Source organism: Lysinibacillus sp. FSL K6-0075, assembly GCF_038592945.1.
Classification (GTDB): domain Bacteria; phylum Bacillota; class Bacilli; order Bacillales_A; family Planococcaceae; genus Lysinibacillus; species Lysinibacillus fusiformis_F.
On record NZ_CP151947.1, the window covers coordinates 544958 to 571218 of the forward strand.

Here is a 26261-nt window from a genome sequence, read left to right on the forward strand (position 1 = left end):
GTTTACTTTATACACATGATCAATCATGATACATTTAATATAGAAGAAAGTGAGGGACGACGATGAAGGTGAATTGTTTCAAATGTCAATTTTTTAAAGTAACCTGGGACCCTCAAACCCCACGAGCATGTGTAGCTTATGGCTTTAAAACAAAGCAAATACCATCCGTTGTTGTGAAGCAATCCTCGGGTGTGGATTGTTTGAAATTCGTACCAAAAGTAGAAAGTGGGAGAATGTAATGATTTCTTATCAAGCCGTTATACAGCAACTTGAAAAACAATTATCTAGTGCAAAAAATGCGGGGAATGATCAGCAAATTCGTGAGGCGCTTACAGCCATCAGAGCATTATGTGATGTGGTGTTAGATTCTCCAAGTGAGACAGCATCTATCACTCCCCATAAGCATGTACCGCAGATGCTTGTAACAGAGTCAAAACCATCCACTTTATATACAGCAAAGATTGAAGAAGATGGAGCAAATGGTGATTCCATTTTTGATTTTTAATTCATTTAAAAGGTAGGGTAACGAGAAATGAAAAGATTTATCGTGACAGGTGCTCTTCATGGCCTATTAGCAGTGGCATTCGGTGCATTCGGTGCACATGCTTTAAAGGAAGTTTTAGATGAATATAGTCAAGGTATTTGGGAAACGGCTGTGCAATATCAAATGTTTCACGCTACTGGATTACTAGTTATTGGTCTATTAATGAGCTCTAAATTATTAGGTGAAGTGAAACAATTAAATCTAGCAGGAATATTCTTTAATCTTGGCATTGTTTTCTTTTCTGGTAGCTTATATGTGCTAGCAATAAGTGGTATTAAAGTATTGGGAGCTATTACACCAATTGGTGGTGTACTATTTTTAGCTGGATGGCTACTTATTATTTTAACTGCTCTCAAACATGCTCGTTAATTTTAAATTGACTCTCTTACATGATTTGTAGGAGAGTTTTTCTTTGTTATCAGTCATTTTCTAAAGATAGCAATTTAAATCCTATCCATTTTGTAAGAATTTATAGTACACTACTAATATTACTTGCAATATTTCGAAAATATCAAAAGTGAGGTTATGTAGTATGGAAAAACTATTTGCATTAATAGATGCAAACTATGATGAGATGGTAGGGATTCGTCGTCATTTACATCAATATCCTGAATTATCCTTTGAAGAAGTGGAAACGCCAGCCTATATAGCTGCTTTTCATAGAGAATTGGGCCATGAGGTTCGTGAAGGAGTGGGAGGACGTGGTGTCGTAGCGATATTACGTGGTGGAAAGTCTGGTAAAACAGTAGCATTGCGAGCTGATTTTGACGCATTAGCGATACAAGAGGAGAATGATGTACCGTATCAATCTAAAATAGCTGGAAAAATGCATGCTTGTGGACATGATGGACATACAGCTACATTACTTGGACTAGCTAAGGCACTGAATGCGATGAAGGACGAAATTGCTGGCAATGTGGTATTTATTCATCAGCATGCAGAGGAAGTAGCACCAGGTGGAGCTAAGCCGATGATAGAGGGTGGTTGTTTAGATGGCGTAGATGTAATTTTTGGTACGCATTTATGGGCGCCTACACCATTAGGAGAAATTTTAGTGAAAGATGGAGCCATTATGGCAGCTGCAGATAAAGTAGAAATCACGGTTCAAGGGAAGGGTGGACATGGCGCAGAGCCGCATCATTCCATTGATGCTGTTACCCTTGCCTCACAATTTGTCGTCAATGCTCAACAGCTTGTTTCAAGACGTATTGATCCATTGAAATCAGCTGTTTTAACAATTGGTCATTTTGAGGCCATTAATCCGTTTAATGTTATTGCTGATCGAGTAGTATTGGCGGGAACAATTCGTACGTTTGAAGAAGAAGTACGCACACAAATGGAGCAAGAGTTAGAAGCGGTATTGAATGCGACTTGTCTGGCATTTGGGGCAAGTTACGAATATCGTTACACAAGAGGTTATCCACCTGTTTATAACCATCAGAAAGAAACAGCGTTTGTGGCACAGTTGGCGTCGACTGTCCCAGGTGTAGAGCAAGTAATAACATGTCCACCATTTATGATTGGGGAAGACTTTGCGTATTATTTAGAAAAAGTACCAGGCACATTTTTCTTCACAGGGGCGAAAAAGCCAGAATGGGAAAAGGCCTATCCGCATCATCATGCACGCTTTGATTTTGATGAACGTGCAATGCTCATAGCAGCGAAAACCTTAGGTAAAGCAACTTTAACGTATCTAATAGAAAATTAATTATAGCGAATGATAAAAATCCGCATACGCTCATCGACTTTTTTGGTCAGTGAGTGTATTGCGGATTTTTACACTAGAAGATTGAATTATGGATTTTGATTAAAGTAGGCCATTTCCTCATCATACTCAGCAAAATCGAAATAAATCATAGGGAAAAGAAAACGATGATTGGATTTAAGTTCACGAATAATGACATGGTCTCTACCAGCGGCTTCTACCACACCACGAACAGTTTTTGTGTTTTTTCCCTGCTCCACTGCATGCTCAAAAGAAAAATGGAAGGTAGCAGGTTTTCCACGATTCAATCGTAAAATATTTTCTATATAGGACTCTTCACGGCCAGGTGGTCGCCCGCTTGGAAGTGTGACTGGAGGAGGAGTCATTTGTTGTTGCGTTGTTGGTGTCCAATAATAAGGCATCATCAATTATCAACCTACTTTCTTTTTAAATTTGAGGACAATCTTGTTCAGTTGGCGAGAAAAAACAATGAGATTTGAATCTGCCAGTATTCCATTGGCCATACCATTGTGCAGGACAATCACCTGCTGGCATGAAAAACCACAAAGAGCGGGTAGCTGGATGAAATCTTTCACCCTGAATAACCCTTTTAGCTAACCGAATATCTTGATCACGTGCTCGCTGATAAAAATAACCCTTTTGTGTTGCCTCAAAGCCTCCCGGACGCTGATAAACCATTTGTTCAATCGTTCGAATATCACCAAAATCTAAACAATCACCTCTTACACGATTAACGCCAACATTCCCAACCATCAGCATGCCTAACTCTCCTTCACCTTCTGCTTCGGCACGCATTAGCCTTGCGAGTAGGGCTGTCTGTGCATCATTCGTCTTAATAACAGCGATTTTCATACCTCCTCGCAGACAGTATATGCATGAAGGTATTGTAGACATGTTCAATTTTGTTAAGAAAGACAATCACACATTAAAATTACTATGCATATAGTAGTAATAGCGACAAGTACGTAGAAAATACTTCGAAACCCTGCAAGACCGATAGTTTTTTTATTAAAACGGGTAAATAGAAAAAAATAGAATTAGGGGAACGTGAGATCAAATGAATTGCATGTGTATCCAATACATGTGAGGTGATGGTTTATGGAAATTGGGGTTTGGTTTGGAATTTTATTAAGTGCAGTACTAGCTTTTCTATTAGGGGAGTTTTATGGACAGCCGCTCCATTGGTATCTCTTTATTGTCATTATTGTGATCGGTTTTTTTATTCAAACGGTTATCTTAATTTTAAAAGTAAAGGACGAGAGCTCTTAATGAAGTATGTAGAAGAAAAGTGTTGGGATTAAGAAAGTGTCATCGCAGAAGGATGGCACTTTTTTATGTTGGGTGAGTAAATTTTTTCGTGTGGAAAGCGAAGTATCAGGAAAAAAGACTACTCTTTAATAGGGGATGAATGCTTGTTTTAGCTGCTATTTCAATGAGACATCATTATTTTTATGGAAACCTTAGCCTTGCTAGTATATTAAAAATATACCGAGACATACTAAAATTGACTTTATTTTTGTTTGTATGAAGGAGCGTTTTCATGCGTATTTTTAGTATGTTTGTAGCAATCATTATCAGCGCTTTTCTGGCAGTTGGAATAGCAGAATATTATCATCAACCATATAATTGGTATTTAGTTTTTCTTATGATGCTAACTGGATTTTTTATTCACATCATTATTTTAATATTTGAATCCGAGAATGCTGAAGAAAACGAAATTTAAAAATGCGAGTCCATATTGGCGGACTCGCATTTTTAATGAGCTATTAAACAGTTAAGAATTTAACCAATTTATCGTTATCAAGTAGGTTTCCGACGAAGAATTCACCAAACTCGCCGTAGCGTGCCGATACTTCATCAAAGCGCATTTCATATACTAATTTTTTGAATTGTAGTACGTCATCAGCAAATAAAGTTACGCCCCATTCGTGATCATCGAAGCCTACAGAGCCAGTAATAATTTGTTTTACTTTACCAGCATAGCCGCGACCAATCATTCCATGAGAACGCATTAATGATTTACGCTCATCCATTGATAGCATGTACCAGTTGTCGTTCCCTTGACGGCGTTTATCCATTGGATAGAAGCATACATATTTAGCACGTGGAAGTTCTGGATATAGACGTGCACGTACATGTGGATTTTGGTAAGGATCTTCATTTGATTCGCCAGCTAAATAGTTTGAAAGCTCTACAACAGATACATAAGAATATGTAGGAATTGTAAAATCTGCTATAGCTAATTTATTGAATTCTGCTTCAAGCTCTTGTAACTCATCCATTGTTTCACGCAATGTCATAATCATAAAGTCAGCTTTTTGACCAACGATTGCATAAAAGGCATGAGCACCTGTTTTAGCGACGTCTGCTTCGTTCAGTTTTTCTAAATATGCAATAAATTCCTCTACTGCTGCTTGACGTTCCTCTGCAGAAACAAGTTTCCAAGAAGCCCAGTCGATTGAGCGGAAATCATGTAAAGCGTACCAACCATCTAACGTAATTGCTGCTTCATTCATTATTGAAAACACTCCTTTATAAGTGAATACCATTCAAAAATTAGTTTATCATAGTTTGTGCAAAATCCCTAAGTTCATGATAGTAATTCACGAATTTGACACCAACTAAAGATAATGTATTCTAAAGAGAAGAGATGTAATTAGAGGAGTACCAATATGAAACATATTTTACAACAGCCTATTTGGCGTTATTATGATCAATCCATTAGTGCGAAGCAAAGATCACCGCTTGAATCTTTTGCAACGGATGATACGTTGTGCCAATTAGTTGGTCAATTGACGTCCCCACCCACAATTCGTACATGGGTTCATGAAGCATCTGTTGTGCTCGGTATTCAAGATCATCGTTTGCCCTATGTCCAGCAAGGTATGGAATTACTAGAATCGAGAGGCTATCATCCTATCGTTCGTAACTCTGGTGGCTTAGCAGTTGTACTAGATGAAGGAGTTCTCAATATTTCTATTGTATTGTCTGAACAAACAGAGTCACTCAGTATAAACGATGGCTATGATGTGATGGTTGATCTTGTGAAGGGGTTGTTCCCAGAAGTAGCTGATAAAATTGAGGCTTATGAAATTGTCGGCTCTTATTGCCCAGGTTCTTATGATTTAAGTATTGAAGGGAAAAAATTTGCTGGCATTTCACAAAGACGCTTACGTCAAGGGGTGGCAGTGCAAATTTATTTATGTATTGAAGGAAGTGGCTCGCAACGCGCGGCACTTATTCGAGACTTTTATGACGTAAGCTTACGACAAGAGGAAACAAAATTCACTTACCCTCAAATCGTGCCTGAAGTAATGGCTTCGCTATCAGAGCTTGTTGACCCGAATTTAACAGTAGAAGCGGTCGTTATTCGTTTGCAGCAACTACTTTATCATTTGGCCCAAGAAGTTCGTCCACAATCCTTCTATGATGAAGAAATAACGTTGTATGGTTTCTATTTACAGCGTGTTTTTGAGCGCAACGCGAAAATGCTTGAACGGAAGTAAAAGGTTGATTATATGAAATAGAAAAAAGCGATGCGGCTAATTTAGCGCATCGCCATTTTCTGGTTGATAAATAGAACTACTTGTTACAAGATTTCCGTTTTTCTCCATTTTAAAAACAGGTGCAATTCGCTCTTCCTCTTCATCAAGCGTAACGAGACGTCTAGCGCGATTCATAATTTGAACAAATTGCTCGTAATCTTTGCGGATCGCTCGATTTTCTTCTTCTAATTTTGTAATGGTTTTCTCTAGTTTTTTATTTTTCTCAGATGTTACATGTACTAGTTGTCGCCATTTTGAAGATTCATTTCCTACTTCACCAGAATGCTGTAAACGTAGTAAATAAGCTATGACAATATCAAGAGAAAGAGCGGATAGCGGAATTGACTTTCCTTCAGCAGCACTATTATTTACTGTAAACATACTAGAAGTACGGCGTCTTGCTGGGGCTCCCAACACTCGCATTCTCTCTTTTCTTTCCTTTTTAGCTTCTGCTAATTGTCCCTCGTATTCTTTACGAACAACAGCATTCCAACGAAAACCACAGGCTGCCGCAGTACGATTTAATGCATCACCGGCTTCTTCGAAGGCATTTAGCTGTGTGCTGCCCTCTGTTACATGACGGATTACCGCTTCTGCTAGTAATTCATCGTTTTCTTTTAACCAAGCATCTTGTCTTATTTTACTCATATTAAAATCCTCCCACCTTTATCTGGAACTTGTTATTTAAGATTAGCATGACCAATCTTTTAACCTTTTATTCATCTATGTAGAAGGAATTATGCTTGAATAGAAGGGGAAAAGTGCGATACAATACCCGATGTAGGTTTGTGCACATGCTGCATACTTAAATATGTGAAGGTCATGTGTTCAATAGAGCGAGATTATGTTTGAAAAAATACTATATAGAAAGGGTTGTTGACAAAATGGCAAACGAATTTAAAGTTTGCGATGAATGTCAGGCCGTTAACTTAAAGACGTTAATTCCAAAATTAAAGGAAATCGATCCTGATGCAACCATCGAAATTGGCTGTCATTCTTACTGTGGTCCAGGACGCAAAAAGACATTTACCTTTGTAAATAGCCGCCCAGTTGCTGCGTTAACAGAAGATGAACTAATGGAAAAGGTTTTAGCAAAATTAAAAAAGTAAAATGAAAAGCTATCTCTACTTGAGGAGATAGTTTTTGTTTTGCTTATTTTTATATGTTGAGAAATTAGACCAATATAGATTTAAAAATAATGATGAAAGTAATGGAAATAGGTTGTTAATATCTATAGAAAAATGGCAATAAGTATGCTAGTCCTAGATTTATCGCATATAATAGAACTATAACAAAATGGGGGTGCTATCCAAATGACATATGCAAACGCTAAATTAGAAGAAGAAAAGGTATTTAAAGACCCAGTACACCGTTATGTACATGTTCGAGATCAAGTGATATGGGATTTAGTGGGTACAAGAGAATTTCAGCGTTTACGTAGAATTCGTCAGCTAGGTACCACATTTTTAGTATTTCATGGAGCGGAACACAGTCGCTTTAGTCATTCTCTTGGGGTTTACGAAATTGTACGTCGCATAGTAGATGATATCTTTGTTGGTCGTCCAGATTGGGATGAAAGTGAAAGACTATTAGTATTATGTGCAGCCCTTTTACATGATTTAGGGCATGGACCATTTTCTCATGCTTTTGAAAATGTTTTTGAGCTTGATCATGAATATTACACAAGGCAAATTTTGTTGGGTGATACGGAAGTAAATGCTATCTTAAAAAAAGTGGCAGATGATTTTCCAGAAAAGGTATCACAAGTGATTGGAAAGACATATCCAAATAAGCAAGTAATTAGTTTAATTTCTAGCCAAATTGATGCGGATCGTATGGATTACTTACAACGTGATGCTTATTTTACAGGTGTTAGCTACGGTCACTTTGATATGGAACGGATTTTGAGAGTAATGCGTCCGCGTAAAAATCAAGTGGTGATCAAAGCAACAGGCATGCATGCGGTGGAAGACTATATAATGAGTCGCTATCAAATGTACTTACAAATTTATTTCCATCCTGTGTCACGAAGCGCAGAGGTAATTTTAAATAATATTTTAAAAAGAGTAAAACAATTAAGCTTAGCGGGCTATACATTTAAGCATGAGCCTACTCATTTCCTAGCATTCTTCCGTAATGCTATTACATTAGAGGATTATCTTGCGTTAGACGAGAGTATACTTTTTACATATTTTCAGTTATGGATGCAAGAGGAAGATGCTATTCTAAGTGATTTAAGTCGCCGCTTTGTGAATCGCAAGCTATTTCAATACATTGATTTAGACCCTGGTGTGGAGCTCAATAAATATCAAAAACTCCAAGAGCTTTTCAAAAAGGCAGACTTGAACCCTGATTATTATCTTGTTCATGATACAACGGCAGATCTACCATATGATTTTTACAGACCTGGTGAGGAAGAAGTCCGTGTACCTATTTTTCTAGAAATGAAAAATGGTGAGCTGCGGGAACTTTCACGTGAATCCATTATTGTCGATTCCATATCAGGACGTATGAAACGAGATCATAAAATCTATTTTCCATTAGATTTCTTAGAGGATGAAGCTACACATCCAACCATCAAACAGCAAATACTAACATTGTTAAGAAAAGACGAAAAGTAAGTTGTAGCTGGCACTAGCATTTTCATGAAGTGATTATAAAAAAGGGTAGAGCGCTCTGTTGTGCTCTACCCATCTTACTATTATTTGTCGCTAAAACGAACGCCTGCAACGCCGTAATGGTTTTTAGACATTTCTTCGATAAAAACTGTTACATTTTCTGCAGGTGCATTCACTGTGCGAGATACGGCCTCTGTTACTTCCTTTACAAGAGCACGTTTTTGTTCCTCTGTACGACCTTCAAGCATTTTCACTGTTACGTATGGCATAATATTGCCTCCTTTATAGAATAATGTTGTATAGTTAGTTTATAAGAAAGTATAAACTTCTTACTTGCGTTGAGGCATATGCGCGATGGCGAAAATAGTGATTGTTTCGACAAAATATGCGTTGATATGCTTTCCTTTATAATAGCAGAATGGAGGATATTTAAGTATGGCAAATGAAGAAAAACCAAAACAAAAAATGGGTTTTACGATTATAAAAAATGATCCAACAGATGGACATAAAGGGTTTGGTATCGGTTCACTTTCATTAGAGAATGTATCGCCGGTTATTGTTGATGTAGAAGAGGGAACGGCTTCTGTTGAAATTGGTGCCATGCATGCACGGAGTGACGTAGAGCGTGGTATTAAATTTACAATGGACCGTGCTGATTCAGAGGGTGGAAAACCATATTGGCTCGTATGGGTGACGATAGATCATAAAGAAGATGGGCCTTATTATGCGGGTGTAACAGCTTGTGAAATGGTTGTTAACCGTGAAAAAAGACGAGGCTATAAAATTCTAGCTGACCATGTGAATAAAATGGATAAATCCATGAAGCGTCATATTATTGTGGAGCATATGGATGCACCGTCTAAAAAAGTGTTAGCTACTTTCCTTGAGCAACTTAATCCAGACTTGTGGGGACGTAGTGGGGAGCAATTGCGTCAAGACTTATTTGTCGAATAGACTCATAATGATTGAACAATCTGTGACATTTTGCAATCGCTTTCGATATTAGGTTGAAAGTGGGTTTGAAACAAAGTACACTTGATGCAGAGCTTACATTTTAGTAAGCTAGGACACTTGGTCTCGCGAATGCGATGAGCGCTATGCGGCATTTGAACAACCCAAACCCAAGCCAAATGCCCCATGATGCTCATACTTCGCGGACCATAAAAAAGAAAAGCTTTCTGTTCCCACGGACACGTCTCCGGGGAAGAGAAAGCTTTTCTTATTTTTTCGTATATCAGTTACTTTGTCGAGAGCCTTCATAACTTACAACGTATTAGGTTTAAAAAGGTTTCCGGATTATTGTTTGTTTTTTAGTCCTTAAATATAGAGAATGGTAGCATATTCCAAAATTCTCCCCATGTATTACTGTCAAGAATGTCGAAATTTGTACATTTCTCAGTCGGTACATCCTTAGATTCCATATATACAAGACGTTGTTTAGGACATGCGTCAGTCGCTAATTTACCTGTTTCGATATCAATGACAACACCTTCAACACCTTTTGGCTTTTTGAAATCTTCATTTTTTGTACCTTTATTAACAGCTTCCATAAAGTCAATCCAGATTTGCTTTGTTGCAGCAGTATCTTCCTTCGTCGTAAGGTTTTTACCCTGATCATAGCCATTCCATACACCAGCAGTAAGTCTTGGTGTAAAACCGATTAACCATTGATCACTATTGGTAGAGCCTGATTTAGCAGCATATGTGTGTGTCATACGTGAACGAATACTAATTCCTGTAGCAGGTGAATAGTCACTGAATACCGGATCAAAAATACCTGTCATCATTTCTGTTAAGATGTATGCATTTTCTTTGGAAATGGCTGTTTCCGCTTTACTTGCAACAACTTTGTTTTCATAAATAACATCCCCATGTGCATTTTTAATGGATACAATGGTTGTTGGTGTTGTTTGCTGTCCTTGTGATGCCAAAACATTATATGCATTCGTCATTTCATACAATGTTGTTTCAATCGTACCAAGTGCAATTGATAAATTATCCTTCGCACCAATCCCTACATTAAAACGGTTTGCCATATCATGAAACTCTTTGAAACCAATGTCCTCTAAGGTTTTTACTGCGTAAATATTATCCGAGATAGCAATGGCTTGTGCCATCGTCATATCATGATCTGCGAATTGACCATTGACGTTTTTAGGTGCATAAGTGCCACGCCCATTATCATAAGTAAAAGTTGTTTCACCAACATCTAAAAAAGTTAGTGGTGTATAACCATTTTCAAGCGCCGCTGCATATAAAATCGGCTTAATAGTAGAACCTGGTTGACGTTTGGCTTGTGTAACCCGGTTAAATGAGCTTACTGAATAGTCACGACCACCGACTAATGCAGTGACAGCTCCTGTTTTCGATTCCATACTCACGAACGCAGATTGCAGATCATTAGCAGGCATATTTTTGGCTACCGCTTCTTCAGCCGCTTTTTGATGCTCTAGATTAAGCGTTGTTTGAATCGTCCAGCCGCCTTCACTAATATCGAGATTTTTTGATTTTAAAATTTCACTTGCTTCTTGCCAAGCCACATCTAGGAAATAAGGGGCAACAGATTTGGTTGCAACCCAGCTATCATTTTTTAAGACAAGCTGTTCATTTTCAGCACGCGCTTTTTCTTCTTGTGTAATGGCGCCTTGGTCTGCCATAAGTTTTAAAATAACGTGTTGACGATTGGTAGCCTTATCTAAATTGGCAATTGGTGAATAAATGCTTGGACCTTTTGGTACACCTGTTAGCATTGCTGCTTCTGCAAGCGTTAAATCACTAGCAGATTTCCCGAAATAAAAACGGCTGGCAGCTTCTACTCCATACATACCGTGACCGTAATATACTGTATTTAAATAGCCCTCTAGTATTTCGTCCTTATCATAAAAAACTTCTAATCTATAAGCATACAGGGCTTCGTTCAATTTACGTGTCCAAGACTTTTCATGGGAAAGATAAAGGTTACGAGCATATTGTTGTGTAATGGTACTAGCTCCTTGAACCTTTCCACCAGCCTTTATATCCACTAAAATGGCACCAGCAATACGTGAATAATCGAAACCGCCATGTTCATAAAAATCCTTATCTTCAACAGCAACTACAGCTTCCTTTAAATAAGGTGACATCTCATCGAGACCCACCCAATATCTTCGTTGATTTGTAAAGTGATCTCCAATTTGGTGCTCATTTTCATCTAAGAAAATGGAAGCCTTTGGTACGGTTAAAGGCGGTGCACCAGCCACTTGAACATAGATGCGGAGTGCGACAAATGCTACAACAATTGCAGATGTAAAGGCGACAAATAGCGTAAGACTTTTGCGTGTGCGCTTTACACGCTGTTGCTTTCGATGATAGCTTTTTCGTTTCATCCGACTTCACCTCGTTTTCTCACAGCTTCGAACTTAGCTTTAGTATGTGTTCGAACATTCATCTTTAATCGAAATTCTAACTAAAAACTATTGCACTTTATTCAAAAACATCTATACTTTTTTTGTACTACTTGAAATGCTGGCATTCGACAAAAAAATCGCACCTTGTAGATTTTAATCGAAATTTGCTAGACGTTCCAATAATGTATACGAGGATAAAAGGATACAGGTTTCATTACAATCCTGTAAGCCATAATAGAAGAAGTCGGAAAAATGATGATCAACACAATATTTTAATAATATGGAGGGCTAGCAATGAGATTTGATGAAGCTTATTCAGGAAATGTTTTTATAAAAAGTCATCCTACATATGACGATGCACAGGCAGTGATTTATGGCATGCCAATGGATTGGACAGTAAGTTATCGTCCAGGATCACGTTTTGGTCCACAACGTATCCGTGAGGTATCCATTGGTCTTGAGGAGTACAGCCCATACCTAGATCGTGAGCTTGATGAAGTAAAGTACTTTGACGCAGGCGATATTCCACTACCATTCGGTAATGCACAGCGTTCATTAGATGAAATTGAGAAATTTATTGAAAAATTATTAGCGGATGACAAGGTTCCTGTCGGCATGGGTGGAGAGCATTTAGTATCGTGGCCTGTGATGAAGGCTGTATCAGCTAAATATGATGATCTTGCAATTATTCACTTTGATGCACATACAGATTTACGTGTGGAATATGAGGGAGAGCCACTTTCGCACTCTACACCTATTCGTAAAATTGCAGAACATATTGGGCCGAAAAATGTCTATTCATTTGGTATCCGTTCAGGCATGAAAGAAGAGTTTGATTGGGCAAAGGAAAACGGTATGCACATTTCAAAATTTGAAGTGCTTGAACCGTTAAAAGAGGTTCTCCCAACATTAGCTGGACGCAATGTGTATGTAACAATTGATATTGACGTTCTAGATCCAGCACACGCACCAGGCACTGGTACAGTAGACTGTGGTGGCATTACATCGAAAGAATTGCTCGCTTCCATCCACGCTATTGCAGCAAGTGGTGTAAATGTTGTAGGTTTTGACCTTGTTGAAGTAGCACCAATCTATGATTCTTCAGAAATGACAGCAAACACAGCTTCAAAATTATTACGAGAAATGATCTTAGGCTGGGTAAAATAAGTAGGCCTTTGTAAATAAAGTTACTTGAGTGGGGTTAGCTATGAGCTAGCCCCATTTTGTATTTTAATTAATTTTGAATTAATAAAACTTTATATTCGAAAAATATTGAATTAAATATTCGTATAATTTAGAATTTTATTATATGTAAGTATGAAGGAGGAGTTTTGTTGAAATATCTATATTCACCACAGCCTACGGAACAAATTAAATTAACAATAGAATCTTCACTTGTTTGGGAAGTAATTCTTGGTATCTCGGGATATACACATACACGTCTTCGCCACACATTTGAATTTGATGAAGAGTGGACCATTGCACATAAATCAATGCCTGAACAGCTAGTGAAATCTTTAGCATTGATTGAAAAAACTAATTTTTGGTTTGCTTTAATTCTGCTACAGGACAAATTATCATCGCTATCAATTCAAGATTTTTCGAATCAACTTCAAAACATAGCTGCAGATTGTTTCTATGAAATACTTTTGCCATACAAAAATCGGGAAACGGAGGCTATAAGAAAAGAAACTTCTGCTCAGTATAATAATCCTCGACAGATAGAGAAATATGCGAAGTATTTTGATGACCATGAATACCTAGGAGGATATATACGTAATCTTGCGAAGTATTCACATAAAGACTTGTGTGATATTTTTACAACAGCCATGTTCGAGTGGCATAACTGGGTACGTAAAAACGAGAAATGGGATAAGTGGATGCAAGCACTTGATTTTGAACAAAAAAGATTTCGTTCAATCAACATGACAGACCCTATCGAAAAAATTGAACAGATCACTGGTGGCGTAAAGTATCAACTCGAACCATCTGTTTGGACAGTTAAACTTATTCCACATGTATCCTATCGTCCATGGGTTTTAGAAAAAAGGACCTGTCATACTAAACTGTTCTTTTATCCGTTAAATGAAGAACATTTACTAGAACCAGGTGTTCCTTCTGTGGAGTTGGTTAGAGGGTATAAAGCATTGGGAGATGAGCTTCGCTTAAAATTACTCTATCAATTATTAAAAGGACCTTCCGCATTACAAGACTTAAGTTTACGATTTAATCTTTCTAAGACTACGCTACATCATCAACTGTCTATTTTAAAGGCTGCTAGATTTATTAAAGTTGATAAAGGAATTTATTCGGCAAATCCAACGGAACTTAACTATTTAACAGAAAAACTTACACAGTATCTTGAGAATCAAAAATGAAGAGGTATTCCAAATCTTTTAGAGCACTCTGGATAGGTGAAATTGTATCAGAATTGGGTAGTGCAGCAGGTGGCATTATTAACGGTCTTTTGCTGTTCGAATTAACAGGATCAAAGGAATGGTTAGGTGTATTTTGGTTAGTTTATTTTATTCCCTCATTAGTATTACAAGGTGTAGCAGCACCATTTTTAAATCATGTTTCTAAAGGAAAAGCGATTCAAAATATCCAACTTATTCGCTCGCTTGCGTATCTATTTCCTGTAATTGGTTTCGTTCTATACAAAAATGAAGGAATTATCTTCGGGTTAATCATCTTACAATGCATATTGGGGTTACTGCAGCCTATTTATGCTAGTCTTTCCTTTTCGCTTTTACCTGAGATTTGCGAAGAAAAAGAATTAACAGAAGCAAATGGTTTATTGGATGGTACCATTCGACTTATGAGTTTTCTTGCTCCGGGATTGACTTCATTCCTTTTATTAGTAAGTCCAATACCATTTATTTATGTATTTTCTTGTTGTATGTTTCTAGTCAGTTATCTGTCTCTCACCGGGATTTCTCAAGTAAGTATAGACAGAGTGCCAGTATGGTCTAAGAAGTTTTGGTGGAAAGAAATGAAAGAAGGATATCACAGCTTTTTTAACTATCCACATCTATTGAGGCTGACGCTTCTCTCCACAACTGTGCAGTTTGCTGTGGGCGCAACAACTGTATTAAGCGTTCCTTTCATTCGTGAATCTCTTAATGGGCAATCATGGGAATATGCGATATTTGCTGGATCTTTTCCAATTGGCTATTTTATTGGCATACTCTTACTGGCAAAGATACCGAAAACCGATCAAACCATGTATCTCGGATTAATCGGTGGGGGGCTTTCATTTGTCTGTCTGTACTTTGTGGAATCCATACCAATCGCTTGGTTATGTGAGTTGTTTGGTGGAATAATGTTTCCACTTTTTAATGCTCGTAGTGCAGCCATCTTTCAGAAAATCGCACCTAAAGATCGCATGGCGCAACTCAGTGCTGTTCGTTTACTCTTTCTACGGGTCGCTATGCCATTAGGAATTGCCTTTGCCTCTGCGTCATTTTTAGATTTGAGTATTGGCCAAATTTATATAATAGTGGGTTTAATTATCGTTTTACCTGGCTTGTTTTATTTCCTTGTGCAGTTGCTACGAAATAGAACAAATAGTATATGAGGATTCATTTGACTCATTATTCAACATACGAATATAATTTTTGTATATAGAGAGGGAAGGAGGGGTATTATGATTTGGTCACTTCTCATCAATGATTTATTCATCTTTGTTAGTACAATGGAATACTTTTGGCTATTAGCTTCTTTGATTTTAACTGTCCTAAGTGTTCATTTGCATCTGTATCTCGTCAATAAAATAACCGTTCAACAAGTGAAGGACGAAGAGCTTGAAGTGGACTATAATATCACGAATACTTGGACTCCACCTATGCTAACGTGGTTTGTACTGTGTATTAGAATGTCCGAAGATAATGAGGAAGAAAGTGTATCTCCTAGTTTGATTTAAACTTTTAAACTAGGAGGAATATCATTGTTAACATTTCTAGCACAACCTATTATTAACGTCATTCATTTTATTCATTCTTTTACAGGCAGCTATGCACTTAGTGTCATTGGCATTACGATTGTAGTCAGATTAATTCTTATGCCGTTATTTATTCAATCGGCAAAACATCAAAAGCACTCAAAAGAATTAATGACTACCATTAAGCCTGAATTAGATGCGCTTACGGACAAATATAAGAATAGTCAAAGCGAATCTGAAAAAAGAGTGGTACAACATAAAATCCAAGAGCTAACTTCAGATTCATTGAAAAGTTCTTTAGTAGGTTGTTTACCAATCATCATTCAATTACCTATATTATTTTCACTGTATTACGCGATTAAGTTAGATTCAGTGATTGCCAGTGAAAATTTCCTTTGGATGAATTTAGGTACGATTGATATTGGGATTTCGATGATTGCTTGTTTGATTTATTTAATTCAAAGTTATATCGCCTTAGAGAAAAGCCAACCGTTAAATATAAAGATAATGGTATTTATTAATCCAATCATGATCCTCATTTTTAGTCTGTTCAATCCAGCGATTATCCCAATCTATTGGACAGTTAGTGCTTTATTGTTAATAGTTCAACAATTGATCATAAAAAAATGGTATAGATAAAATGAAATCCTCTCTTTCAGTTATTGGAAGGAGAGGGTTTTTATTTACTCTCATAAACTTGTTGTGGACCTTTACATCACTTCTATCTTGAAAAAACATAAGTATTCATCCTATAATAAAAAGGTTATAGTAAAAGACTAAAAAGGGGCATCCGTTATGGCGAACGAAGTAAGATCGCAAGTGAACATTAAGCTCATTTCTACCATTCGTCCAAGTGATGGAGAGTCCGAAAGTTATGAAATGTGGCTCAAAGGGCAGCTACTTGAAAAAGCAGGAAGCCTGTATTTAAAATATGATGAGGTGCAGGAGGATAAAATCATCCGCACAACGATGAAGTTAGGTCATGAAAAGGCATTGATTATGCGTGCGGGAGCGGTTAGTATGCGACTACCACTGAACATAATTGAACAACAAAAAGGGCATTATGAAAGTGAGTTGGGTTCCATGCCACTCGTTATTGACACAAAAAAAATGACGTTTACAAAACAGGCAATAAGCGGAGATTTCCATGTACAGTACGATTTACTAATGGGTGGGCAATCCGTTGGCAACTATACATTAGATATTACATTTACGGAGGTACAATAATGAACGCAGTAGAACAAGTACAACAGGCTATTAAAGCAGCGATAGTGCAGGCTGTTGAAAAAGCAGGCTTAGTTGAGGCTGGCACAGAATTATCGATTCACCTGGAAACACCAAAGGATAAAGCAAATGGTGACTATGCAACAAACATTGCGATGCAATTAACGAAGTTAGCTAAAAAGCCACCTCGTGCTATTGCGGAAGCTATTTTAGAAAACCTGGAGACAGCAGGTACAGATATTGAAAAAATCGACATTGCTGGTCCTGGCTTCATGAATATCACAGTACGTAAAGATTTCCTAACTGGGGTAATTACGCAAGCTCTTGAGCAAGGTACTGACTACGGTCGTTCAAATGCTGGTGCAGGAGAAAAGATTCAAGTGGAGTTCGTTTCAGCAAACCCTACTGGAGACCTTCATTTAGGTCATGCTCGTGGAGCTTCTGTTGGAGATTCCTTATGTAATGTGTTAGATATGGCTGGTTACAGTGTCTCTCGTGAATATTATATTAATGATGCAGGTAATCAAATTAATAACTTAGCTTACTCATTAGAAGCTCGCTATAAACAAGCATTAGGAATGGAAGCTGAGGTGCCAGAAGATGGCTATCATGGGCAAGATATCATTGATATTGCAGGTAAATTAGCAGACGAGCATGGTGAAGCTATTCTAGCAAAATCAGATGAAGATCGTTTTGCCTTCTTCCGTCAGCAAGGTTTAGCTTTAGAATTGGATAAATTAAAAACAGACCTAGCAAACTTCCGTGTGAATTTTGATGTCTGGTATTCTGAAACATCTCTATATGAAAACGGTAAAATCGAAGTAGCATTAGATAAATTAAAAGCCAATGGTCATGTGTTTGAAGAGGATGGTGCCACTTGGTTCCGCTCTACAACATTTGGTGATGATAAAGATCGTGTGTTAATTAAAAATGATGGGTCATTCACATATTTAACGCCAGATATTGCTTACCACGAAGACAAAATTGTCCGTGGCTTCGATAAATTAATCAATATTTGGGGTGCTGACCATCACGGTTATATTCCACGTATGAAAGCAGCGATTCAAGCACTTGGCTATGATCGCGATACGTTAGAAGTGGAAGTTATTCAAATGGTTCAGCTTTATAAAAACGGTGAAAAATTCAAAATGTCTAAACGTACAGGGAACGCAGTAACAATGCGTGAGCTTGTAGAAGAGGTTGGCCTTGATGCAGTTCGTTACTTCTTTGTCAAAACAGCGGGCGATTCTCATATGGACTTTGATCTTGACCTTGCTGTCTCACAATCGAATGAAAACCCTGTGTACTATGCACAATATGCGCATGCACGTATTTCGTCTATTTTACGTTCAGCAAATGAACAAGGCTTTGCTGCTACAACAGAACATCTCAATCTGTTAACAGCAGAAAAAGAAATTGATTTATTGAAAAAGATTGGCGATTTCCCGAGAGTGGTAGCGGAAGCAGCGAAACACCGTACACCACACCGTATCGCAAACTATATTCAAGAAACAGCAGCTGCATTCCATAGTTTCTATAATGCAGAAAAAGTTTTAGATGCTTCAAACAAAGAGTTAACAGAGGCTCGTTTAGCGTTAATTACGGCTGTCCGCACAACAATTGCGAATGCACTACGTTTAATTGGTGTATCTGCACCGGAAAAAATGTAATACCTTTTTAAGCGCCTAACATGAAATGTGTTAGGGGCTTTTTTAATGGATAGAAGGCTGAAAGTGAACGATAAAGTTCTACAAGTGGCGGATATAACCGTAAAAGTGACGGATAGAAAGACTCGAGAAACGGATAGACCGTGGAATATTAGCTGTTTCAAACTTTATTTTTCTGTTAATTTCGAAAATTTTGTTGAAGTTTACGTTAACGTCAATGGTATACTGTTGCCAATTAGGAAAGGGGGAGATGGCTTTGAAGACGATTCAGGAGGTAGCAAAGGAGTTTAATGTATCTACACGGACAATTCGTTATTATGAGGAACTTGGGCTTCTTTGTCCTCATCGCTCATCTACCAATCAACGAACCTTTTCCAAAAAAGAATTGGCGAAGCTCAAGCTTATTTTCAGAGGCAAGCGTTATGGATTTTCTCTGGAGGAAATCAAAGAGATGGTTTTACTATTTGATTTTGATCGCTCGGGAATTCAGCAATTAGAACGAACGGTTGAATACGGAGAACAAAAAATTCAAGAGATTGAGAGTAAAATAGCTGAGCTGACGCAGATGAAACATGAATTACAACAAATGCATGGCATGTTTAGTGAAAAATTAGCGACTTTAAAGGGAGAGATGCACGATGAATAGTTCCAATTTATTAGCACGTAATGCCCGTAAGTATCCGAAAAATGAAGCCGTTATTTGTCATGGCAGAAGCGTTACCTATCAAGATTTAGATGAGCAGGTGACACGTTTCAGTCATGCTTTGCTAGAGCAGGGAGTAAGGCAGGGTGATAAGGTAATCATCTTCATGCCAAACGTTTTAGAGTTTGTTGTCAGTTACTTTGCTATTCAGCGTATCGGAGCGATTGTTGTGCCAGTCAATGCGAAATTTACATTGCAGGAAGTAGAGTACGTGGCGCAGCATGCAGAAGCGAAGGCAATTGTCGTTCATGAGGCTATTTTTGCTGCAGTTGAACAGCTAGCTGTGATTCCGGTAAAAATTAAAACAGGTCAAGAAAAAGTGGGTTGGCTTCAATATGAAACAATGCTTCAAAATGCTAGCACACAACTGATTGATTGCCAGCTGCATGAAGATGACCCTTCCACGATTTTGTATACATCTGGTACAACAGGGAAACCAAAGGGTGTGTTATTTAGCTATCGTAATATTTTAACAGTGGCACAAATGATTGCTGTTGAAATGGAGGTAAAGCCTGAGAGCCGTATTTTGCTCATGATGCCATTAACACACTCGGCGCCATTGCATTTATTTTTAATGGCAGGCGTATTGGTAGGCTCAACAAATGTGTTAACACCAACTTTTACACCTGATTTATTCATTGATGCCATTGAACAGGAGAAAACCACACATTTCTTTGGTGCACCTGTTGCTTATTTATTAACGGCACAGATGCCAAGATTACAATCGGCTGATTTGTCTTCAATGAAATGGTGGGTGTATGGTGGGGCACCATTATCCCAAAATGAAGTTCATTTCATTCAGCAGGCATTCCGAACAAATAATTTAACTTGTGTATATGGATTAACAGAGGCTGGACCAAGTGGTTCATTATTATTTGGCAAGGAGCATGAAACAAAGGCTGGAAGTATAGGGCAGCGGGCGCCGCTTGGTACAGAGTTGCGTATTGTGAATGACAACGGAGAAGATGTAAATGTAGGCGAAGTAGGGGAAATTGTTTTGTTAGGTGAGGGCAATATGCTTGGCTACTATAAGGATGAAGTAGCAACGAATGCCGCCTTCATTGACGGTTGGTTAAAAACAGGAGATTTAGCTCGTAGGGATGAAGATGGTTTTATTTGGATTGTTGATCGTAAAAAGGATGTCATTATTTCGGGTGGTGTCAACATTTATCCGAAAGAAATTGAAGATTGCTTATTAGGCTTTGAAGGGATATTCGAGGTTGCTGTGATTGGTGTACCCCATCCACAATGGGGGGAAACTGTAAAGGCAGTATATTCCGCTAAACAAGACATTGATGAGGAAGCGCTGAAAGCTTATTTAGAGGAACATCTGGCAAAGTTTAAAATACCACGTATTTTCGAAAAAGTGGAAGCGCTACCACGCAATGCATCAGGTAAAATATTAAAACAATCTTTGAAGGGGCAAGAGGTGAGATAGCATGAAAGTATTACAACAAGAAGAAATGCGTACTACGAACTTTTTTACAGAGGATGAAACGCTTCAAAAAATATTAGAAATGATGTTAGATAAAGAGTTTTTGTCCTATGCCCATCGAGAGTTAACAGATTTTGGAGAGCTATGTGCAGGTGATATTGATGTGAGGGCAAAGCATACAGATCGGCAGGGGGAGCCTCGCCTTCAAAGGTATGATGCCTATGGGGAAGAGATATCAGAGGTTTGGGTCAATGATGGTTATAAGAAAACGATTGAAGAGACATATAGTACGGGTATTGTCGGCTATGTGCACAAGGATATTCCACAGCTAGGTCACAAGGGGAATTATGTTTATAGCTTTGCGCAAGGTTACTTATTGTCTCATGCAGAGCCTGGTTTTTATTGTCCCGTGACATTGACGATGGCTACTGCCTACCTATTAGATCATTATGCGGATGAAGAGGTGAAGCAGCGTTTCTTACCTCATGTTTGTGCAACAGGCGACACAGAGTTATATGAAGGTGCGACATTTTTAACAGAACGTCAAGGAGGCTCAGACGTTGGCGCGAATGTTGTGGAGGCGAGAAAGGATGGCGCTGCGTATCGCCTATATGGTGAAAAATACTTCGCATCCAATGCGGGCATGTGTGGAGTAGCGATGGTGTTGGCACGACTAGAAGATGCGCCAGCAGGTTCCAAAGGCTTAACGTTGTTTGCAGTTCCTTGGCACAAAGAAGATGGAACAGCCAATCATCTTCGTATTCGCCGACTGAAAGATAAGTTAGGCGTTCGAGCAGTTCCTTCAGGTGAGGTAGAATTTGATGGTGCACTTGCCTATGTTGTAGGGGAGCAAAATAAAGGGATTTATTACATGCTAGAAGCACTAAATCTCTCAAGAATTTGTAATGCAGTAGCTTCAATTGGCATTATGCGTCGTGGCTTTTTAGAGGCAAAACATTACGTAACCAATCGTTATGCATTTGGCAAGCCTTTAACACAATACCCTATGGTTCAGGATACTTTAGGTAAATTTGCGGCTAAGTTGCATGTGGAAGTAGCGACAGTTTTTGATCTTATTCAATTATACGATAAAGTGACGAGTGGACAGGGAACACAGCAAGACCTTATTATGAATCGTTTATATATTGCCATTATGAAAAAGGAAACAGCAGAGCAAGCCGTTCATTATGCTAGTGAGGCAATTGAATTACACGGAGGTAATGGCTATATCGAAGACTTTGTAACGCCCCGCTTATTAAGAGACGCACAAGTGTTGACGGTGTGGGAGGGGACGGCTAATATTTTGGCCTTAGAACTCATTCGGTTAGTAGATAAGTTTCATGCACATGAACTGTTTGTACAGGAGATGGAGGAACGCTTAGAAAAATTAGCTAACAGCTCGTTAGTACAAATCGTTAAAGAACAATTAGCGAATATGGCTGTGAAATTACAAATCTTTAGCGCTTTAGACGCGGCAACGAAAACTTTTGAAGCAAAAGATATGGCGAAAAAAATGGCTCATCTTTATGAAAGTGTTGTAGCAGTAGAATGGGCGCATAAATTTGGTGGGAAATATGAAAAACTAGCGGACGTTTATTTAGAGCAGACGTGGTCATTAAGAGAAATGGGTGCTCAAATGAAAACAGTCCAATATTTTTCTGAAATTGTATAATAGCTTGGGAGTCGTCTTGAATGGAGGCGACTTCTTTCATTTTCATGTATAATGAAATCAACTGAATATTGTAAAGGTTCTTTACTTAAGTAAAGTGAAAAGGGAAATCGGTGTAAATCCGATGCGGTCCCGCCACTGTAAGTGTGAGTTTTTTCAAATGATGCCACTGAAGATTTCGGGAAGGCTTGAAAAATCGCAAGGAGCACAAGCCAGGAGACCTGCCTTTATAACAGACATGACAACCTACGAGGATAGGGTGGTGGATTTTGTATCAGTTTTTTTGGTGCGATTTTGCCCCCTCATCATTCAAAGATGAGGGGTTTTATTTTGATGCAGAATAAAGTGAAATGTCGCACGGATCAACGAAGGAGGATTCACATGAAGAAATTTTGGAAAATAGGATTATCAGCATTTTTAGCAGTAGGCTTGCTAGCTGCTTGTGGACAGGAAGCAAAAGATAACAAGCCAGCTACTGAGCAGCAAACACAGCAAGAAACAGCACAGGATGAAGCAACATTCCCAATGACTATAACAGATGCCCTTGGCAAGGACATTACTCTTGAAGCACCTCCTGAGAAAATTGTTTCACTTATTCCAAGTAACACTGAAATCCTTTTTGGACTTGGTTTAAATGATGAAATAGTTGGTGTTACTGACAACGACGATTATCCACCAGAGGCAGCTGAGAAGGATAAGGTTGGCGGAATGGAATACGATATTGAAAAAATTATTGCCTTAAAACCAGATATCGTTTTTTCACACGAATCTAGCATGTCTCTTTCAGAAGAGGCTATTGCACAGCTTGAATCAGCAGGTTTGAAAGTGTTTGTAGTAAGAAATGCACAAGACTTTAATGAAACATATACGACAATTGAGCAACTTGGTCGTGCTACAGGGAAATTACCAGAGGCTGGAAAAATTGTTGCTAATATGAAGGCCAAAGTAGAAGAAGTTTTGACTAAAGTCAAGGATGTTGAACCAAAAAAAGTGTTAGTCGAAGCATCGGATGAGCCAGATATTTATACAGCTGGCAATGGCACATTTATGAACGCAATGCTTGAAATGATCAATGCAGAGAATGTAGCTGTAGATGGTGATAATTGGTATAAAATTGATGCAGAACAAATTATCGCGAAAAATCCAGATGTCATTGTGGTGACATATCATTATGTACCAGATATTTTAACGAAAATACCAAAACGTGCGGGTTTTGATACTATTAATGCCGTAAAAAATAATGCGATTGTACAGGTAGATGAAAGTACAACGAGTCGTCAGGGACCACGTTTAGCAGAAGGTCTAGAAGAATTAGCAAAAGCGATCTATCCTGAGGTATTTAAGTGAAAAAAATAGCACTAGCCTATGCACTAACATGTACGCTTCTTCTTATTAGCATCTGGTGTGGCGTAGCGATAGGCTCAGTTCATATTCCATTAGAAGTATTGTGGAATAAGGCGGCTGATGAAACAGCCGCCAATATCTTTTGGAAAATTCGCTTGCCTCGCGTGTTGTTAGCAGGACTAGTGGGGGCATCTCTAGCTATTGCTGGAGCAGCATTCCAAGGTTTATTAAAAAACCCATTAGCAGACCCATACACACTAGGGGTTTCATCAGGGGCTTCTGTTGGTGCTGTTATAACAATCTTTTTTAGTATTTCTATCCCTGTCGTCGGTTTGTATGCTCTACCAACCTTTAGTATGATCGGTGCTATCATCACGATGGTAGTTGTCATGAGCTTCGCTAGACTCGTAGACCGTTCATTGAAAATGGAAACATTGATATTAACAGGTGTTATTTTTAGTTCATTTTTAGGTTCCCTTATTTCATTAATGATTGCTTTATCTGGTGAAGAATTACGTCAGGTAATAGGCTGGTTACTTGGTTCTGTATCGATGCGTGGTTGGCCATATGTCCAAATGATCTTTCCATTTGTTATTGTAGGTTCAATTATGCTATGGACGCAAAGACGAGAGCTAAATGTTTTGTTGTATGGTGAAGAGCGAGCAAAACATTTAGGTGTTAATGTGAAGCGTAGTAAATATCTGATACTAGCAGGTGGCTCCATGCTAACCGGAGCAGCTGTAGCGGTTTCTGGCACAATTGGCTTTGTAGGATTAGTGGTGCCGCATATGACAAGGATGATTTGGGGTTCTGATCATCGCCACTTATTACCATTATCTTTTTTCAATGGTGCAACATTACTCATTATTTGCGACTTAGTAGCACGAACAATCATTGTGCCAAGAGAGCTACCAATTGGTGTTATTACGGCATTTATTGGAGCACCTGTTTTCTCCTATATTTTTTATAAGCAGCGAAGAAGCAAGGGGGTACGGGCATGATTGTTGTTGAACATCTATCAGGTGGCTATGAAGATGTACCAATCGTCAAGGATATTAGTTTTACCGTTGGAAAAGGGAAAATTCTTGGCATTCTAGGGCCGAATGGTAGCGGGAAATCCACACTATTAAAAGTAATGAGTGGTATTTTACCAGCTACTGCTGGAACTATTTCGATTGATGGACAAAATATTCTTTCTTATAATGCTCGTGCTTTGGCGCAAAAGATGGCTGTATTACCACAGCTTCATGCAAATGCTTTCTCGAATAGTGTGAGAGAGGCAGTTTCACTAGGGCGCTACCCGCATCAAACAGGCTTTTTCTCAAGTTGGTCTGCACAAGATGAGCAGGCTGTTCAACATGCCATGCTTCAAACAGGTGTAAAGCGATATGAGCATACGCCTATGGAATTTTTATCTGGCGGTGAACAACAAAGAGTGTTTGTAGCACAGGCCTTAGCTCAAACAGCAGAAATTCTATTACTGGATGAACCAACTAATCATTTAGACATTGCACACCAACGTCAAATTTTAGATATGGTTCGGAAGGAAGCGATGGAATGTGGTTTAACGGTTGTTATGGTACTACACGATATGAATCTAGCCTCGCTTTATTGCGATGAATTATTACTTATGGAGAGTGGGCAAGTGAGAGCACTTGGGGCACCACATGAAGTATTAATTGCCTCCCAAATTGAAGAAGTTTATCAAGCGCGGGTGACTACATATGCACACCCTGAAATACCAAAACCGCAAATTACAATGATGCCTGCAGCAACTGACTACCAACAGCGAGCTGTCATTAAAAAAGAGCATTTTACGATAACGGAACACTATATTCAACTTACATCAGAGCTTCCTTTGAAGACCGTATCCTCTGCCGTTCATAACCCGGGTATTGGTTGGCATAATTGCTTATTAAATCGCTCAGTTCCTGGTGATTATGTCATCAGTGATGTAAAAAGAGAAGTTAGTGATTTTTTGCAAAGGGAGAATTTTTCTCCTACAAATACTGTTGTGATGCTAACAGCAGTGCCAACAGCGCTAGTGGCAATTAATGAATTTTCAGCACCTTTTGGCAGTATAATCGTAGCTGTAACAGCTGGCGTAGGCAATGCAGTTGATGTCTCTCGTGTTCACGAAAGACAAGATGAGCCATATATTGGTACTATTAATACATGGGTTATTATTAATGGTTGTTTATCCGAAGAGGCATTTTTTCAGGCATTGATGACAGCAACTGAGGCAAAAACCAAGGCGTTGCAATCAGAAAATATTCGTGATGAGCGGAGTGGGACTATTGCGACAGGTACTGCTACAGATAGTTTGTTAATTGCAGCGACTCAAAAAGGAGAAGAAATGCTGTATGGTGGCCCCATTACGGACGTTGGTAAAGTGATTGCAAAGGGTGTCTATGAAACAACAGTTCAGGCGATTAGGAATTATAAAAATGAATTTTAGGA

General features: G+C 38.5%; 30 protein-coding genes and 1 riboswitch. Of the genes, 24 read left to right on the forward strand and 6 right to left on the reverse strand.

Annotated features, from left to right (window positions below):
- The first annotated feature begins 62 nt into the window (after positions 1-62).
- The 4 genes from MHB65_RS02530 to MHB65_RS02545 all read left to right on the forward strand — a co-directional run bounded on the left by MHB65_RS02530 (position 63) and on the right by MHB65_RS02545 (position 2252).
- A complete protein-coding gene (locus MHB65_RS02530) occupies positions 63-239 on the forward strand; it encodes a uracil-DNA glycosylase (RefSeq protein WP_205446737.1) in 177 nt (58 codons plus the stop codon).
- Complete coding sequence (locus MHB65_RS02535) at positions 239-505, forward strand: YwdI family protein (protein ID WP_342442398.1); 267 nt, start codon at positions 239-241, stop codon at positions 503-505. Before MHB65_RS02530 ends, MHB65_RS02535 begins: the two co-directional genes overlap by 1 nt.
- 27 nt (positions 506-532) lie before the next feature.
- Entirely contained in the window at positions 533-913 is a 381-nt protein-coding gene (locus MHB65_RS02540; protein ID WP_205446739.1) for a DUF423 domain-containing protein, read from the forward strand.
- A 163-nt stretch (positions 914-1076) separates the two neighbouring features.
- Positions 1077-2252, forward strand: coding sequence for a M20 family metallopeptidase (locus MHB65_RS02545; RefSeq protein ID WP_342442399.1), 1176 nt, complete (start codon positions 1077-1079; stop codon positions 2250-2252).
- 86 nt (positions 2253-2338) lie between these two features.
- On the opposite strand, the gene gerQ is transcribed toward MHB65_RS02545, so the two are convergent.
- Positions 2339-2674 (reverse strand): spore coat protein GerQ, encoded by a 336-nt coding sequence (gerQ, locus tag MHB65_RS02550; RefSeq protein WP_004227629.1) that lies wholly within the window; start codon positions 2672-2674, stop codon positions 2339-2341.
- 22 nt (positions 2675-2696) lie between these two features.
- Positions 2697-3122, reverse strand: coding sequence for a cell wall hydrolase (locus MHB65_RS02555; RefSeq protein WP_004227631.1), 426 nt, complete (start codon positions 3120-3122; stop codon positions 2697-2699).
- A gap of 246 nt (positions 3123-3368) precedes the next feature.
- Here MHB65_RS02555 and MHB65_RS02560 point away from each other — a divergent pair, with 246 nt between their 5' ends.
- Entirely contained in the window at positions 3369-3539 is a 171-nt protein-coding gene (locus tag MHB65_RS02560) for a hypothetical protein (protein ID WP_016993377.1), read from the forward strand.
- A 271-nt stretch (positions 3540-3810) separates the two neighbouring features.
- Complete coding sequence (locus MHB65_RS02565; protein ID WP_016993376.1) at positions 3811-3993, forward strand: hypothetical protein; 183 nt, start codon at positions 3811-3813, stop codon at positions 3991-3993.
- A 43-nt stretch (positions 3994-4036) separates the two neighbouring features.
- Here the strand turns inward: MHB65_RS02565 and hemQ are convergent, their stop codons facing one another.
- Entirely contained in the window at positions 4037-4786 is a 750-nt protein-coding gene (hemQ, locus tag MHB65_RS02570; protein ID WP_053993171.1) for a hydrogen peroxide-dependent heme synthase, read from the reverse strand.
- A 156-nt stretch (positions 4787-4942) separates the two neighbouring features.
- Between hemQ and MHB65_RS02575 the strand changes: the two genes are divergently transcribed.
- Positions 4943-5776, forward strand: coding sequence for a lipoate--protein ligase family protein (locus MHB65_RS02575; RefSeq protein WP_342442400.1), 834 nt, complete (start codon positions 4943-4945; stop codon positions 5774-5776).
- A gap of 36 nt (positions 5777-5812) precedes the next feature.
- On the opposite strand, the gene MHB65_RS02580 is transcribed toward MHB65_RS02575, so the two are convergent.
- Positions 5813-6463 (reverse strand): RsfA family transcriptional regulator, encoded by a 651-nt coding sequence (locus tag MHB65_RS02580; protein WP_205446743.1) that lies wholly within the window; start codon positions 6461-6463, stop codon positions 5813-5815.
- Between the two features lie 236 nt (positions 6464-6699).
- On the opposite strand from MHB65_RS02580, the gene MHB65_RS02585 reads away from it, so the two are divergent.
- Together MHB65_RS02585 and MHB65_RS02590 are read left to right on the forward strand one after the other, a co-directional pair.
- Positions 6700-6924 carry a DUF1450 domain-containing protein gene (locus tag MHB65_RS02585; RefSeq protein ID WP_004227652.1) on the forward strand — a complete coding sequence of 75 codons (225 nt, stop codon included), beginning with the start codon at positions 6700-6702 and terminating at the stop codon, positions 6922-6924.
- A 204-nt stretch (positions 6925-7128) separates the two neighbouring features.
- Complete coding sequence (locus MHB65_RS02590; RefSeq protein WP_205446744.1) at positions 7129-8436, forward strand: HD domain-containing protein; 1308 nt, start codon at positions 7129-7131, stop codon at positions 8434-8436.
- Between the two features lie 80 nt (positions 8437-8516).
- On the opposite strand, the gene MHB65_RS02595 is transcribed toward MHB65_RS02590, so the two are convergent.
- Complete coding sequence (locus tag MHB65_RS02595; RefSeq protein ID WP_004231516.1) at positions 8517-8702, reverse strand: 2-hydroxymuconate tautomerase; 186 nt, start codon at positions 8700-8702, stop codon at positions 8517-8519.
- A gap of 166 nt (positions 8703-8868) precedes the next feature.
- Between MHB65_RS02595 and MHB65_RS02600 the strand changes: the two genes are divergently transcribed.
- Complete coding sequence (locus MHB65_RS02600) at positions 8869-9387, forward strand: YwhD family protein (protein ID WP_205446745.1); 519 nt, start codon at positions 8869-8871, stop codon at positions 9385-9387.
- 356 nt (positions 9388-9743) lie between these two features.
- Here MHB65_RS02600 and MHB65_RS02605 read toward each other — a convergent pair whose 3' ends face one another.
- Positions 9744-11798, reverse strand: a complete 2055-nt coding sequence (locus MHB65_RS02605) for a PBP1A family penicillin-binding protein (RefSeq protein WP_342442401.1) — start codon at positions 11796-11798, stop codon at positions 9744-9746.
- A gap of 315 nt (positions 11799-12113) precedes the next feature.
- Here MHB65_RS02605 and speB point away from each other — a divergent pair, with 315 nt between their 5' ends.
- The 14 genes from speB (at position 12114) to MHB65_RS02675 (ending at position 26259) form a co-directional block, all read left to right on the forward strand.
- Entirely contained in the window at positions 12114-12986 is an 873-nt protein-coding gene (speB, locus tag MHB65_RS02610) for an agmatinase (protein WP_342442402.1), read from the forward strand.
- Positions 12987-13153: 167 nt separating this feature from the next.
- The gene (locus MHB65_RS02615; RefSeq protein WP_342442403.1) at positions 13154-14197 is read left to right on the forward strand and encodes an ArsR family transcriptional regulator; all 1044 of its coding nucleotides are present in this window, start codon (positions 13154-13156) and stop codon (positions 14195-14197) included.
- The gene (locus MHB65_RS02620) at positions 14194-15396 is read left to right on the forward strand and encodes an MFS transporter (RefSeq protein ID WP_342442404.1); all 1203 of its coding nucleotides are present in this window, start codon (positions 14194-14196) and stop codon (positions 15394-15396) included. Before MHB65_RS02615 ends, MHB65_RS02620 begins: the two co-directional genes overlap by 4 nt.
- 69 nt (positions 15397-15465) lie before the next feature.
- Positions 15466-15741, forward strand: a complete 276-nt coding sequence (locus MHB65_RS02625; protein ID WP_342442405.1) for a hypothetical protein — start codon at positions 15466-15468, stop codon at positions 15739-15741.
- A gap of 24 nt (positions 15742-15765) precedes the next feature.
- A complete protein-coding gene (gene yidC / locus MHB65_RS02630) occupies positions 15766-16398 on the forward strand; it encodes a membrane protein insertase YidC (protein ID WP_342442406.1) in 633 nt (210 codons plus the stop codon).
- A gap of 156 nt (positions 16399-16554) precedes the next feature.
- The gene (locus MHB65_RS02635) at positions 16555-16986 is read left to right on the forward strand and encodes a DUF1934 domain-containing protein (RefSeq protein ID WP_205446750.1); all 432 of its coding nucleotides are present in this window, start codon (positions 16555-16557) and stop codon (positions 16984-16986) included.
- A complete protein-coding gene (gene argS, locus MHB65_RS02640) occupies positions 16986-18653 on the forward strand; it encodes an arginine--tRNA ligase (RefSeq protein WP_342442407.1) in 1668 nt (555 codons plus the stop codon). Before MHB65_RS02635 ends, argS begins: the two co-directional genes overlap by 1 nt.
- Positions 18654-18698: 45 nt before the next feature.
- Complete coding sequence (locus MHB65_RS02645; RefSeq protein ID WP_342442408.1) at positions 18699-18941, forward strand: hypothetical protein; 243 nt, start codon at positions 18699-18701, stop codon at positions 18939-18941.
- Positions 18907-19296, forward strand: coding sequence for a MerR family DNA-binding transcriptional regulator (locus MHB65_RS02650; RefSeq protein ID WP_205446753.1), 390 nt, complete (start codon positions 18907-18909; stop codon positions 19294-19296). The genes MHB65_RS02645 and MHB65_RS02650 overlap by 35 nt, the downstream gene beginning before the upstream one ends.
- Positions 19289-20791: a long-chain-fatty-acid--CoA ligase gene (locus tag MHB65_RS02655; RefSeq protein ID WP_205446754.1), complete on the forward strand. Its 1503-nt coding sequence runs from the start codon at positions 19289-19291 to the stop codon at positions 20789-20791. The genes MHB65_RS02650 and MHB65_RS02655 overlap by 8 nt, the downstream gene beginning before the upstream one ends.
- 1 nt (position 20792) lies before the next feature.
- Positions 20793-22460, forward strand: a complete 1668-nt coding sequence (locus MHB65_RS02660; RefSeq protein WP_342442409.1) for an acyl-CoA dehydrogenase family protein — start codon at positions 20793-20795, stop codon at positions 22458-22460.
- 57 nt (positions 22461-22517) lie between these two features.
- Positions 22518-22701: riboswitch (cobalamin riboswitch) on the forward strand.
- Positions 22702-22838: 137 nt separating this feature from the next.
- Positions 22839-23804, forward strand: coding sequence for an ABC transporter substrate-binding protein (locus tag MHB65_RS02665; RefSeq protein WP_342442410.1), 966 nt, complete (start codon positions 22839-22841; stop codon positions 23802-23804).
- Positions 23801-24802, forward strand: coding sequence for an iron ABC transporter permease (locus MHB65_RS02670; protein WP_342442411.1), 1002 nt, complete (start codon positions 23801-23803; stop codon positions 24800-24802). The genes MHB65_RS02665 and MHB65_RS02670 overlap by 4 nt, the downstream gene beginning before the upstream one ends.
- A complete protein-coding gene (locus tag MHB65_RS02675) occupies positions 24799-26259 on the forward strand; it encodes an adenosylcobinamide amidohydrolase (RefSeq protein WP_342442412.1) in 1461 nt (486 codons plus the stop codon). The genes MHB65_RS02670 and MHB65_RS02675 overlap by 4 nt, the downstream gene beginning before the upstream one ends.
- The last annotated feature ends 2 nt before the right edge of the window (positions 26260-26261 follow it).